At 62.3% G+C, this 12071-nt stretch carries 11 protein-coding genes; 7 read left to right on the forward strand and 4 right to left on the reverse strand.

Translation table 11 applies throughout. The features are described from left to right. The first annotated feature begins 19 nt into the window (after positions 1–19). Genes proC through M3P21_RS07415 form a run of 3 tightly spaced genes read left to right on the forward strand, consistent with a single transcriptional unit; the run spans position 20 to position 2116 of the window. The gene (gene proC / locus M3P21_RS07405) at positions 20–835 is read left to right on the forward strand and encodes a pyrroline-5-carboxylate reductase (RefSeq protein WP_249708167.1); all 816 of its coding nucleotides are present in this window, start codon (positions 20–22) and stop codon (positions 833–835) included. Further along, positions 828–1166 (forward strand): tRNA-binding protein, encoded by a 339-nt coding sequence (locus tag M3P21_RS07410; RefSeq protein ID WP_249708168.1) that lies wholly within the window; start codon positions 828–830, stop codon positions 1164–1166. Before proC ends, M3P21_RS07410 begins: the two co-directional genes overlap by 8 nt. Further along, a complete protein-coding gene (locus M3P21_RS07415) occupies positions 1166–2116 on the forward strand; it encodes a 2-hydroxyacid dehydrogenase (RefSeq protein ID WP_249708169.1) in 951 nt (316 codons plus the stop codon). Before M3P21_RS07410 ends, M3P21_RS07415 begins: the two co-directional genes overlap by 1 nt. 8 nt (positions 2117–2124) lie before the next feature. Here the strand turns inward: M3P21_RS07415 and M3P21_RS07420 are convergent, their stop codons facing one another. Next, complete coding sequence (locus M3P21_RS07420; protein ID WP_249708170.1) at positions 2125–2721, reverse strand: thymidine kinase; 597 nt, start codon at positions 2719–2721, stop codon at positions 2125–2127. A gap of 366 nt (positions 2722–3087) precedes the next feature. Here M3P21_RS07420 and M3P21_RS07425 point away from each other — a divergent pair, with 366 nt between their 5' ends. Beyond that, positions 3088–3546, forward strand: a complete 459-nt coding sequence (locus M3P21_RS07425) for a hypothetical protein (RefSeq protein ID WP_249708171.1) — start codon at positions 3088–3090, stop codon at positions 3544–3546. Positions 3547–3562: 16 nt separating this feature from the next. Here M3P21_RS07425 and M3P21_RS07430 read toward each other — a convergent pair whose 3' ends face one another. After that, positions 3563–4156 (reverse strand): YceI family protein, encoded by a 594-nt coding sequence (locus M3P21_RS07430; protein WP_249708173.1) that lies wholly within the window; start codon positions 4154–4156, stop codon positions 3563–3565. A 153-nt stretch (positions 4157–4309) separates the two neighbouring features. Between M3P21_RS07430 and M3P21_RS07435 the strand changes: the two genes are divergently transcribed. Beyond that, the gene (locus M3P21_RS07435; RefSeq protein ID WP_249708174.1) at positions 4310–4750 is read left to right on the forward strand and encodes a MarR family winged helix-turn-helix transcriptional regulator; all 441 of its coding nucleotides are present in this window, start codon (positions 4310–4312) and stop codon (positions 4748–4750) included. Between the two features lie 78 nt (positions 4751–4828). Here M3P21_RS07435 and M3P21_RS07440 read toward each other — a convergent pair whose 3' ends face one another. After that, on the reverse strand, positions 4829–5953 hold the full coding sequence (locus M3P21_RS07440) for a beta-ketoacyl-ACP synthase III (RefSeq protein WP_249708175.1): 1125 nt from the start codon (positions 5951–5953) through the stop codon (positions 4829–4831). Positions 5954–6122: 169 nt separating this feature from the next. Between M3P21_RS07440 and M3P21_RS07445 the strand changes: the two genes are divergently transcribed. Next, positions 6123–7133 carry a bifunctional enoyl-CoA hydratase/phosphate acetyltransferase gene (locus M3P21_RS07445; protein WP_249708176.1) on the forward strand — a complete coding sequence of 337 codons (1011 nt, stop codon included), beginning with the start codon at positions 6123–6125 and terminating at the stop codon, positions 7131–7133. A 76-nt stretch (positions 7134–7209) separates the two neighbouring features. Continuing rightward, the gene (locus M3P21_RS07450; RefSeq protein ID WP_249708179.1) at positions 7210–8670 is read left to right on the forward strand and encodes an MFS transporter; all 1461 of its coding nucleotides are present in this window, start codon (positions 7210–7212) and stop codon (positions 8668–8670) included. 6 nt (positions 8671–8676) lie between these two features. Here the strand turns inward: M3P21_RS07450 and carB are convergent, their stop codons facing one another. Continuing rightward, positions 8677–12033, reverse strand: coding sequence for a carbamoyl-phosphate synthase large subunit (gene carB, locus M3P21_RS07455; protein ID WP_249708184.1), 3357 nt, complete (start codon positions 12031–12033; stop codon positions 8677–8679). Between the last annotated feature and the right edge of the window lie 38 nt (positions 12034–12071).

The following is a 12071-nucleotide window of genomic DNA, read 5'->3' on the forward strand; positions in this document are numbered from 1 at the left end:
CACCGACGGGAGGGGTATCATGGCACTATCACAAATCGCGGCACAGGGGCTTGTTCTGCTGGGCTGCGGCAAGATGGGATCGGCAATGCTGGCGGGCTGGCTCTCGGAAGGGTTGCCCGCTTCGTCTGTTTGGGTGATCGAACCCCATCCCTCGGACTGGCTGCGCGGCACTGGCGTGCATCTGAACCAACCGCTGCCCGATGCTCCAGCCATCGTGCTGGTTGCGGTCAAACCGCAGATGATGGGCGATGCGCTGCCGGTGTTGCAGGCACTGGGGAACGGCGAAACACTGTTTGTGTCAGTGGCCGCAGGAACGGCGATTGCCACCTATGAAGAGGTTCTGGGCGAGAGCACCCCGATCATCCGCGCCATGCCCAACACCCCCGCCGCCATCGGGCGTGGCATCACCGCGCTGATCGGCAATACCCATGCCGCCGAAGATCACCTGTCCCTCGCAGAAACGTTGCTGGCCGCCGTCGGCCAGACCGTCCGGCTGGATCACGAAGGCCAGATGGATGCGGTCACCGGCGTCAGCGGCTCTGGCCCGGCCTATGTCTTTCACCTGATCGAAACGCTTGCGGCGGCGGGCGAGGCGCAGGGTCTGCCCGCAGACCTGGCGCTGCAACTGGCGCGCGCCACCGTGGCAGGCGCCGGGGCGCTGGCCGAAAGCGCCGAGGAAAGCCCGGCACAACTGCGCGTCAATGTGACCAGCCCCAATGGCACCACACAGGCCGCGCTTGAGGTTCTCATGCATGAGGATGAAGGTTTTCCAAATCTGCTGCACCGCGCGGTCACCGCCGCAACCGAACGCTCAAAGGAACTGTCCCGTGGCTGAGATCTCGTTTGATGACTTCCAGAAGGTCGATATTCGCGTCGGCGAGGTGATCCGTGCAGAACCCTACCCCGAGGCCCGCAAACCGGCGATCAAGCTGTGGATTGATTTTGGGGGTGAACTCGGCGTGCGCAAGAGCTCTGCCCAGATCACCGCGCACTACACGCCCGAGGCGCTGATCGGCAAACAGGTGATGGCGGTGGTCAACTTTCCGCCGCGCCAGATCGGTCGGTTCATGTCCGAGGTTCTGGTGCTGGGCCTGCCCGACGAAGACAAAGAGATCGTTCTGATCGGCCCCGACGGCGAGGTGCCCAAGGGCGGGAGGGTGCACTGATGCGGGTCTGGGTCACAAGGCCCATGACCGCCGCAGTCGAAGCGCGGGCGCGGGATGCTTTCGATGTGGAAATCCGGTCGGACACCACACCGCTCGACCCCGACGAACTGCACCGGGCCTTGGCCGAATTCGATATCGTTGTGCCGACATTGGGCGACCGGTTCAGCGCCGAGGTGTTTGGCGCGGTGGCGCAGCCGCGCTGCCGCCTGCTGGCCAATTTCGGGGTCGGCTACAATCATATCGACGTCGCGGCAGCGGCCTCGGCCGGGATCGCCGTGACCAACACGCCCGGCGCGGTCACCGATGCCACCGCCGATATCGCGCTGACGCTGCTGCTGATGACCGCGCGCCGCGCGGGCGAGGGCGAGCGGCTGGTGCGCGCAGGCGCCTGGCATGGCTGGCACCCGACGCAAATGTTGGGTCATCACGTCACCGGCAAGCACCTGGGCATCGTCGGCATGGGGCGGATCGGGCAGGCGATCGCGCAGCGCTGCCATTTCGGCTTTGGCATGGCGGTGTCGTATCTGGCCCGCAGCCCCAAAAGCCTGAGTTTTCCAGCCACGCAGGCGGATGATCTGCGCAGCCTTGCGGCCTCGGTTGATTTTCTGGTTGTTGCGGTACCCGGCGGGGCAGAGACCATCCATCTGATCAACGCGGATGTGCTGGCAGCGATGAAGCCCTCGGCACTGCTGGTCAACATTGCCCGGGGCGAGGTGGTGGACGAGGCGGCGCTGATCGCCGCTTTGCAGGCGGGTCAGATCGCGGGCGCGGGGCTTGACGTCTATGAATTCGAGCCAAAGGTTCCGAAAGCGGTTATCGGGATGGACAACGTGACGTTGCTGCCGCATCTGGGCACCGCAACCGAAGAGGTCCGCACCGCCATGGGCCAGATGGCACTGGACAACGTGGCGGCCTTCCTCTCGGGGCAGGATCTGCCCAACCGCGTCTGAGACTGCGCTCAGGGGGTCTCGGCCATGTGGTCGCCCATCATCTCGCGCCAGTGTCTGCGGCAGAGCGAGACATAGGTCTCGTTGCCGCCGATCTGAACCTGCGCACCTTCGGTGATTGCCTGCCCTTGCGCGTCCTGGCGGATCACCATCGTGGCCTTGCTGCCGCACTTGCAGATTGTGCGCACCTCGCGCATTTCATCGGCGAGCGCCAGCAGGGTGGCGGACCCGGGAAACAGCTTGCCCTGAAAATCGACGCGCAGCCCATAGGCCAGAACGGGCACCCCCAGATCGTCGACCGCCCGCGCCAATTGCCAGACCTGATCGGGGGTCAGGAACTGGGCCTCGTCCACAAAAACGCAGGCCAGCGGCGTCTGGTCCAGTTGCCGGGCGATCATCGCATACACGTCGTCGCTGGTGAGAAAAGTATCGGCATCGGCGCTGATGCCGATTCGCGAGGCGATCCGGCCCCTGCCGGCGCGCCCGTCGATTGCGGCGGTCATCAGATAGGTCTGCATGCCGCGTTCGCGGTAATTGTGGGATGCCTGCAGCAAAACAGTCGATTTGCCGGCATTCATCGTCGAATAGTTGAAATAGAGCTTGGCCATGTCCCCGGTCTAGATCGGGACGCGGACCGGGGCAAGCAGCGGGTTTGAGGTGAAAGCCATCGTCTCCGCACATCCTCGCAACTCTTGCGCTGCGGAATCCGCAGCAGGCCGCGTTGGATGGCGGAGACAGGTACCCCAGCTCACTCTCTAAATCACAGCAACGGGTCTGGAGGGCATAAGAATTGCCCGCCAGAGCCCACTAGTTACACGACGCCGTCCGACGCCCCCACTCTCTTAAAAACCCTCGGAAAACCTGAGGGATAGCCAATTTGTTACATTTGTTTTAAGAGTCAGGAATGGGAAATATCCCGGGCCTTTCCCCTCATGGTGACTGTTGGAGGGGGCGACAGTTGAGAGAGGATAAAAATGGCCGAGATCGGGTCTTATCTGAAAAAGCACACCGAGGCGCTGGTCAAGGATGTGGGCATCGAGGCAGCCTGCGAGTTGACGGGGAAATCCAAGGCAACGCTGGGGCGGTATTATTCCGACAATTCCGAGCATCTCGACCGGTTCATGCCCGTCGATGCGGTGGCCCGGCTGGAGCAGGCGTCAAGTTACCCGCATGTGACCTCGGCGCTGGCCGAGTTGAAGAACATCACACTGTCCCACGGCAGCCCCAAGGCCAATAGCGAGCGACAGGGCGGCGTCAATGCCGATGTCATCGCGCTGAGCCAGCGCTTTGCGATGCTGATGACGGAATACCAGGAAGCAATCGAGGATGGTATCATCACCGTGAACGAGGCCAAGCGCCTGCTCCGGGAAACCGTGGCGCTGCAGCAGGTGCTGATCGACATGAAACTGCACCTGCAGGAAGAAAGCACCTGAACAGGCGAACCTGATCCTAGTCGGTTGCTTTCAACTCCGTCACGATATTGATGGTGATCGGGCCGGTCGAGAAGCCGCCGACCCCGAACGCCATATGATCCTCCAGTACGGTGGTTGCCGTGAAGGCGGCCCAGTCACCCTTGTAATAGTCGATGGCACCACCCAGTGGGTGTTCACCGATATGGGTGAGCGTCGTTTCCAGCGTTACGGATTGCGTGGTGCCGTGAATCGTCAGGTCGCCGGTCACGTTGGCGGTGTTTTCCCCCGTCTTTTCAACGCTTGTGCTGACAAATGTGATCTCGGGAAAGGTTTCCACCTCGAGGAAATCAGCGCTTTTCAGATGGTCGTCCAACGGGCCGAAGCCGCTCGCCAAACTGTTGGCTGCGATAGTGACATTTAGCGACGCGGCCTCGGGCATCTCGGGGTCGAGGTCCAGCGTGCCGTCAGCCACCGTGAACTCTGCCGCCTGAACGGAAACACCTGCATGGCTCCAGCTGAACCGCACTTCGGTATGTCCCTGGTCGGTTTTGTAGGTTTTGGCATCAGCAGCCCCGACCAGACAGGCCGTTGCAAGTGCTGCAACCGAGAATATCATCTGGAAATGTGTCATTGGGCACCTCTTTCAGGTTTTGAATTGCGATGAAACAGTTCAGACACCCGACGGGGCGTATGGAATCTGGTTTCAAAATAGATGATAGTGCATCTAATTTTTGTAATCCATGGCAGAAGCTATCGCCCTGAATAACGAACGGAAATCTGCGGTATGTTGCCTACGGAAGAAGAAACACGTCTCTGGATCGCCCTCAACCGGGCGCATAGACGTATTCACCGCGAGATGGAGCGCGCGCTTGCCGCTGGCGGGCTGCCGCCCCTGAAATGGTATGATGTGCTTTGGGGGATAGAGATGGCCGGTTCGGATGGCGTGCGGGCCAGCAATCTGCGGGACTGGCTATTGTTTGAGCAATCCAATCTGTCGCGGGTGTTGCGCAACCTGATCGAACGCGGCCTGGTGCATGAAACGGTCTGTGACGCTGACAAGCGGGCAAAGATCCTGCGGGTAACGGGCAAGGGCGCAGAATTGCGCCTGCGCATGTGGCACATCTACGGACCGCAGATACACGCCCACATGAATAAGCTCACAGCTGACAAGAACGCAGGCGTTCTGCGAAAGGCGCTCCGTCCCCTTCAGCCTGACGATGAATGATCACGCAGTGAGTGATCTTATGGTATGGGTTCGATATCGTGACCCGGACAACGTCGGGCGCTGAATTGCGTCATGCAATCAGCTCTGCCGCCGGACGATCACCGAGCCCACGGAATAGCCCGCGCCGAAGGAACAGATCAGGCCAAGGTCGCCTTCGGCCAGATCGTCGGAGTATTTGGAAAAGGCGATGATCGATCCCGCCGACGAGGTGTTGGCGTAATCCTGCAGGATGTTGGGCTGCTCGCCCGCCTCGGGGTCGCGGCCCAGAACTTTCTTGCCGATGAAATCGTTCATCGTCTTGTTGGCCTGATGCAGCCACAGCCGTTTCAGATCGGCGCTGGCGACGCCTTCGTCAGCCATGTGATCGGCGATGTGCTGGCTGACCATGGGCAGCACTTCCTTGAACACCTTGCGACCGTTCTGCATGAATTGCATGTCGCGCCGGTCTTGCAGCCCATCGGGGCGCGAGCGGCGCAGAAAGCCGTTATTGTTGCGGATGTTATTCGAGAATTTGGTGGCGCAGCGGGTCGAGAGCACCTCGAAATGGGGGCCCTTGGCATCCTCGGCGCGCTCCAGCACCACGGCAGTGGCCACGTCACCAAAGATGAAGTGGCAGTCACGGTCGCGCCACTCAAGATGCGCGGTGCAGATTTCTGGGTTGACCACCAGCGCCGAACGGATGCTGCCCGAACGGATCATGTCGGCGGCGGCCTGTAATCCGAAGGTGGCCGAGGAACAGGCGACATTCATGTCAAACCCGAACCCGTCGATGCCAAGTGCGTTCTGAACCTCGATTGCCACCGCCGGATAGGCGCGTTCGTGGTTTGAGGCGGCACAGATCACCGCGTCGATGTCACCCGCTTCGCGACCGGCCTGTGCCAGCGCCTTTTCAGCCGCATCCACTGCCATTTCGGTCATGACACTGGGTTCGGCATCATCGCGCTGGCGCAGCAGCGGGTGCATCACGTCGGGGTCCAGGATGCCGGTCTTGTCCATCACATAGCGATTCTCGATCCCGCTCGCCTTGAGAATGAACTCTTCCGACGAGTGCTGCATCGGCTCTGCGGAGCCTGCGGCGATCTCATCGGCATGTGTGGTATTCCACTTGTCCGCATAAGCGTTGAACGCCGCAACCAGTTCGGCATTGGTGACCACATCGGTAGGCGTGAAAACACCGGTGCCTGTGATGGCGGGCGTGTACATGGCTTGCTCCTGCGAAATGACGATTCGCTTAAGATGCTGCGAGCGGCAGCAAGGTTCAAGAGGCGTTGCGCCGCGTCATCTTGACCGATTGGGTCATTTGGCTCTGCACACATGCGCCAAACGGGCCTAGGCTGGCGACGATTCACCCCATCAGCGCAGAGAGAATGCGATGACAATGACAGCTACCCCCAACACCACACACGCGCCAAGCAAGCTGTTGAGCGGGCAGAACATGCCCTGTTTTGAGGCGCTTCTGCAACGCTCGCGGCCACATGACCCGATCCGCACCGCAATCGTGCATCCCTGTGACGAACATTCGCTTGAAGGCGCGATGCAATCGCGCGCGGAAACGCTGATCGAGCCGGTACTGGTTGGCCCGCGCGCCCGGATCGAGGCGGCGGCAACTGAGGCGGGCATTGATCTGACCGGGATCGAAATCGAGGATGTGCCCCACAGCCATGCCGCCGCCGAACGGTCGGTTGAACTGGTGCGCGAAGGCAAGGTCGAGGCATTGATGAAGGGCGCGCTGCACACCGACGAGATCATGGGCGCGGTCGTTCATTCGAAAACCGGGCTGCGCACCGAACGACGGATGAGCCATGTCTTCGTGCTGGATGTCTCGCGCTATCCAAGGCCGCTGCTGGTGACCGATGCGGCGATCAATATCTTTCCCGATCTTGAAACCAAGGCGGATATCATCCGCAACGCGGTCTCGCTGGCGCAGTCGTTGGGCATTGACGTGCCCAAGGTCGCGATTCTGTCGGCGGTGGAAACGGTGACCGAGAAAATCCCCTCGACGGTCGAGGCGGCGGCGCTGTGCAAGATGGCGGATCGTGGCCAGATCAAAGGCGGCGCGCTGGACGGGCCGCTGGCCTTTGACAATGCGATCTCGCCCGAGGCGGCCGAAGCCAAAGGGATTGTTTCGTCGGTGGCGGGGCAGGCGGATATTCTTGTCGCTCCCGATTTGGAGGCGGGCAATATGATCGCCAAGCAGTTGACCTATCTGGCAGGCGCGGGCTGTGCCGGTCTGGTGTTGGGCGCGCGGGTGCCGATCATGCTGACCAGCCGGGCCGATGGCGTCATCGCGCGGGTGATGTCGGCGGCGCTGGCCCAGCTTTACGTGCGCAACCGCCACGGCGCAGTGCCGGGGACGCTGGCCAAGCCGATAGCCGAGGACTAGCGGGTTGGGGGCAGGAAAGGCTTGACCTCAACCAGACTTGAGGTCGTAGCAAGGTCATAGTCACGCGGAGAAGACCATGACCGACCTGTCCGAACCCCCTGATTCTCCCGCTTCGGGCGGTGTGACCTGGCGCGCGCTGTTGACCGGGCCTTATACCGCCGCGCTGGCGTTGATCTGCCTGTCGGTCTGGTTGCATGCCGCTGACAGCCTGATGGTCGCGACCATGCTGCCCGCCATCGTGGCTGAGGTCGGCGGTGCCGCGCTGGTGGGCTGGTCGGTGTCGCTATATGAAATCGGGTCGATCATCGCAGGCAGTGCAAGCGCCCTGCTGGCCATGCGCCACGGGCTGCGCAGGCCGATGATCTGCGCCGCGTCGCTTTTTGCTGCGGGCTGTCTTGTCAGCGCGCTCAGCCCGACCATGCCGTTGCTGCTGACAGGCCGTCTGTTGCAGGGGCTGGGCGGCGGCGGGCTGGTGGCGCTGGGTTTTGTCGCGGCGGGCGTGATCTTTCCGCGCAGCCATGTGGCGCGGGTCATGGCGGCCATTTCCACGCTCTGGGGGGTGTCGGCCTTCATCGGGCCGCTGATCGCGGCGATCTTTGTGGAATATGCCAGCTGGCGCTGGGGGTTTGCGTTTTTTGGTCTGCAGGCCGTCGCATTGGCGCTCTGGATCACGCTGCGGCCGGAACCGGAAGCCGCGCGCGGTGCGGATGCGCCGGGGCGGTTCCCTCTCAAACGTCTGGCGCTGTTGTCGGCGGGCGTCGTCCTGGTTGCTTCGGCGGGGGTCGAGATCGGTGCCCTGCGCACGCCTGCGCTGATGGTCGCGGGGCTGAGCTGCCTGGCCGCGTTTCTGTGGCTGGACGGGCGCGCCGCCGAGACCCGGTTGCTGCCGCTGGCTCCGATCGACCCGCGCCACCCGACCGGAGCGGCGCTCTTGATGATCCTGTGCCTGTCGATGGCCACGATCGCGATCACCGCCTTTGGTCCGTTGCTGATCACCGCGATCCACGATGCCGCGCCGCTTGCGGTGGGCTATATCATCGTCTGTTCTTCGGTTGGCTGGACGCTGGCAGCGATTCTGGTCAGCGGCTCGCCCGAACGCTATGACCGGCTCTTTATTACTCTGGGGGTGATCCTTGTCTGCCTGAGCATCCCCGGCTTCCTTTATGCGGTGCCGCGCGGCCCGCTCTGGTTGATCGCGATGATAGCCGCGTTGGAAGGGGGCGGGTTCGGGATGGCCTGGACCTTCATCCTGCGCCGCTGCACGGCGCTGGCACCACCCGGCGAGGTACAGCGCGTTTCGGGCGCGATCCCGACGGTGCAACGCACGGGCTACGCGCTGGGCGCGGTTTGCATCGGCATGGTGGCGAATGCCAGCGGGTTTCTGGAATTGCAGCGCGAGGGCACCGCTGCCGCCGTCTCCAACTGGGTCTTTCTCGCCTGCGTCCCCTTTGCGATGATCGGACTTGCGGCGATGGTGATGTTCATCCGCGAGCGACCTCCGGCGCAGGCCGGGCTGCCGCGCCGGGATACCGTCTAGGCGCGATCACATCTGCAGCGATTTCACCTCGACATCCCCCTCCGCCTGCGCGCGGATCGCCAGTGCGGCGGCGTGGGACGCTGCGGCAGTGGTGAAATAAGGGATCTTGTCATAAAGCGCGATGGATCGGATCGACTTGGAATCCTCGACTGCCTGTGTGCCCTCGGTCGAATTCATCACCAGTTGCACACCACCGTTCTTCATCATGTCGGTGACATCGGGGCGGCCTTCATAGACCTTGTTGACCACATCGCAGGGCACGCCGTGACCATCCAGCCAGCTTTGCGTCCCGCGGGTTGCAACCAGCGTAAAGCCCTGTTCCACAAGCACTTTAGTGGCGTCCAGCATGTCCGGGCCCTTGTCGGCATCCTTGATCGAGATAAAGGCACAGCCCGAGGACGGCAGCACCATGCCCGCCCCCATCTGCGCCTTGAGGAAGGCGCGGGGGAAGTCGCGGTCCCAGCCCATGACCTCGCCGGTCGAGCGCATCTCGGGGCCGAGGATGGTATCGACGCCGGGGAAGCGGGCAAAAGGCAGCACCGCCTCTTTCACCGAGAACCACGGCATGTTGGGATCGGCCAGCGTCATCTGATCGGCAATTTTGGTGTCGTCCACCGCCTTGTAGGGCGGGCGCATCGGGAAGGTGCTGAGCGGCTCGCCCGCCATCACCCGCGCGGCGATGGATGCAATGGCGCTGTCGGTGGCCTTGGCCACAAACGGCACGGTGCGCGAGGCGCGGGGGTTGACCTCGATCAGGTAGATCTCATCGTCCTTGATGGCAAACTGAACATTCATCAGACCCACGACATTCAGCGCCTTGGCCAGTTTGAAGGCCTGTTCCTTGACCCGCTCGATGATCTCTTTCGACAGGGAATAAGGTGGCAGGGAACAGGCCGAATCGCCCGAGTGCACGCCTGCCTCTTCGATATGCTGCATGATGCCCGCGACATGCACATCGGTGCCATCGCAGATCGCATCCACGTCCAGCTCAACTGCACCCGCCAGATAGCTGTCAAGCAGCACCGGACTGTCGCCCGAGACCACCACGGCCTCGCTGATGTAACGCTCCAGCTGCGCCATGTCGCGCACGATTTCCATCGCCCGGCCACCCAGCACATAGGACGGGCGGATCACCAGCGGGAAGCCGATTTCTTCGGCAATCGCAAGCGCTTGTTCGTCGGTCGATGCGATACCGTTTCTGGGCTGCTTCAGCTCCAGATCATTGACCAGCGCCTGAAAGCGTTCGCGGTCTTCGGCCAGGTCGATGGCGTCCGGGGTGGTGCCCAGGATCGGGATGCCTTCGGCCTCCAGCGCATTGGCCAGTTTCAGCGGGGTCTGGCCGCCGAACTGAACGATCACGCCGTGCAGAGTGCCGTTTTCCTGTTCCTTGGTCAGGATTTCCATGACGTGCTCAAATGTCAGCGGTTCGAAATACAGGCGGTCCGAAGTGTCATAATCGGTCGACACGGTCTCGGGGTTGCAGTTGACCATGATGGTCTCATAACCCGCATCGGTCAGCGCGAAACAGGCATGACAGCAGCAATAGTCGAACTCGATTCCCTGACCGATCCGGTTCGGGCCGCCGCCCAGAATGACCACCTTCTTGCGATCGCTGGGCCGCGCTTCGCATTCCACCTCGCCCATCATGGGCGCTTCATAGGTGGAATACATGTATGGCGTCTGTGCCTCGAATTCGGCGGCGCAGGTGTCGATGCGTTTGAACACAGCCGAAACGCCCAGATTGTGCCGGGCGCGGCGCACGTTGTTTTCGTCCCGCCCCGAGAGCGCGCCCAGACGCGCATCGGTAAAGCCCAGCATCTTGAGCGCGCGCAGGCCCTCTTCGGTCGCCGGCAGGCCGTTGCGCCTGATCTGCGCCTCGGCCTCGATGATCTCGCGGATGCGGGCCAGGAACCAGGGGTCAAACTTGGTGACGCCAAAGATTTCGTCATCGCTCAGCCCGTGGCGCATGGCTTGAGCAATGGTGCGCAGCCGGTCGGGTGTCTGCTGGCTGATCGCCTTGATGACGGCCGCCTTGGAATCGGGGCTGTCCGAGGCTTCCTCCCAAACGCCTACAGTCAGGCCGGGGATTTCCACCTCATCAAAGCCGGTCAGGCCCGATTCCATCGAGGCCAGCGCTTTTTGCAATGATTCGTGGATGGTGCGGCCAATGGACATCGCCTCGCCCACCGATTTCATCGCAGTGGTCAGGTAAGGCTCGGCGCCGGGGAATTTCTCAAACGCGAATTTCGGGATCTTGGTGACCACATAGTCGATGGTCGGCTCGAACGAGGCGGGCGTGACCTTGGTGATGTCATTGTCCAGCTCATCCAGCGTATAGCCCACCGCCAGCTTGGCGGCGATCTTGGCAATCGGGAAGCCGGTCGCCTTGGAGGCCAGCGCCGAAGAGCGCGACACACGCGGGTTCATCTCGATCACGACCATCCGGCCATCATCTGGGTTGATCGCCCATTGCACGTTCGATCCGCCGGTCTCGACGCCGATCTCGCGCAGGACGGCGATCGAGCCGTTGCGCATGATCTGGTATTCCTTGTCGGTCAGCGTCAGGGCAGGGGCCACGGTGATCGAATCGCCGGTATGCACGCCCATCGGGTCGATGTTCTCGATGGAGCAGACGATGATGGCATTGTCGGCCTTGTCGCGGACCACCTCCATCTCGAATTCTTTCCAGCCCAGCAGGCTTTCATCGACCAGAATCTGGTTCACCGGCGAGGCATCCATGCCGGTGCGGCAGAAATGGATAAAATCCTCGCGGTTATAAGCCACGCCACCGCCGGTGCCGCCCATGGTGAAAGCGGGGCGGATGATGGCGGGCAGGCCGATGCCCTCCAATTCGCCAAGGGCGATCTGCACGCCCGCATCCAGATCGGTGCTGCCGTCTTCTTTCTTGGGGGCGGTGACGATGGTGGCCTTGGGGTTTTCGATGCCCAGCCGGTCCATCGCTTCGCGGAACAGTTTGCGATCCTCGGCCATTTCGATGGCGTCGCGGGTCGCGCCGATCATCTCGACACCGAATTTTTCCAGCACGCCCATCTCTTCCAGCGCCAGCGAGGTGTTGAGCCCGGTCTGCCCGCCCATGGTGGGCAGCAGCGCGTCGGGGCGTTCTTTCTCGATGATCTTGGCGACCACTTCGGGCGTGATCGGCTCGATATAGGTGGCGTCGGCCAGACCGGGGTCGGTCATGATCGTGGCGGGGTTCGAGTTCACCAGAACAACCCGGTAGCCTTCCTCGCGCAAGGCTTTGCAGGCCTGAGCGCCGGAATAGTCGAACTCGCAGGCCTGGCCGATGACAATGGGGCCCGCCCCGATGATCATGATCGACTGGATGTCGGTTCTCTTCGGCATGGCCCAAACCCCTGTGATGTCGCTGTTCAACGGGCACA

The sequence above is a fragment of the Ruegeria spongiae genome, assembly GCF_023502395.1.
Classification (GTDB): domain Bacteria; phylum Pseudomonadota; class Alphaproteobacteria; order Rhodobacterales; family Rhodobacteraceae; genus Ruegeria_C; species Ruegeria_C spongiae.

Excerpts from the sequence above, each read along its gene's own strand:
- proC (WP_249708167.1), top strand. The coding sequence starts at position 20 with ATGGCACTATCACAAATCGCGGCACAGGGGCTTGTTCTGCTGGGCTGC.
- M3P21_RS07415 (WP_249708169.1), top strand. The coding sequence starts at position 1,166 with ATGCGGGTCTGGGTCACAAGGCCCATGACCGCCGCAGTCGAAGCGCGG.
- M3P21_RS07420 (WP_249708170.1), bottom strand. The coding sequence starts at position 2,721 with ATGGCCAAGCTCTATTTCAACTATTCGACGATGAATGCCGGCAAATCG.
- M3P21_RS07425 (WP_249708171.1), top strand. The coding sequence starts at position 3,088 with ATGGCCGAGATCGGGTCTTATCTGAAAAAGCACACCGAGGCGCTGGTC.
- M3P21_RS07430 (WP_249708173.1), bottom strand. The coding sequence starts at position 4,156 with ATGACACATTTCCAGATGATATTCTCGGTTGCAGCACTTGCAACGGCC.
- M3P21_RS07435 (WP_249708174.1), top strand. The coding sequence starts at position 4,310 with ATGTTGCCTACGGAAGAAGAAACACGTCTCTGGATCGCCCTCAACCGG.
- M3P21_RS07440 (WP_249708175.1), bottom strand. The coding sequence starts at position 5,953 with ATGTACACGCCCGCCATCACAGGCACCGGTGTTTTCACGCCTACCGAT.
- M3P21_RS07445 (WP_249708176.1), top strand. The coding sequence starts at position 6,123 with ATGACAATGACAGCTACCCCCAACACCACACACGCGCCAAGCAAGCTG.
- M3P21_RS07450 (WP_249708179.1), top strand. The coding sequence starts at position 7,210 with ATGACCGACCTGTCCGAACCCCCTGATTCTCCCGCTTCGGGCGGTGTG.
- carB (WP_249708184.1), bottom strand. The coding sequence starts at position 12,033 with ATGCCGAAGAGAACCGACATCCAGTCGATCATGATCATCGGGGCGGGC.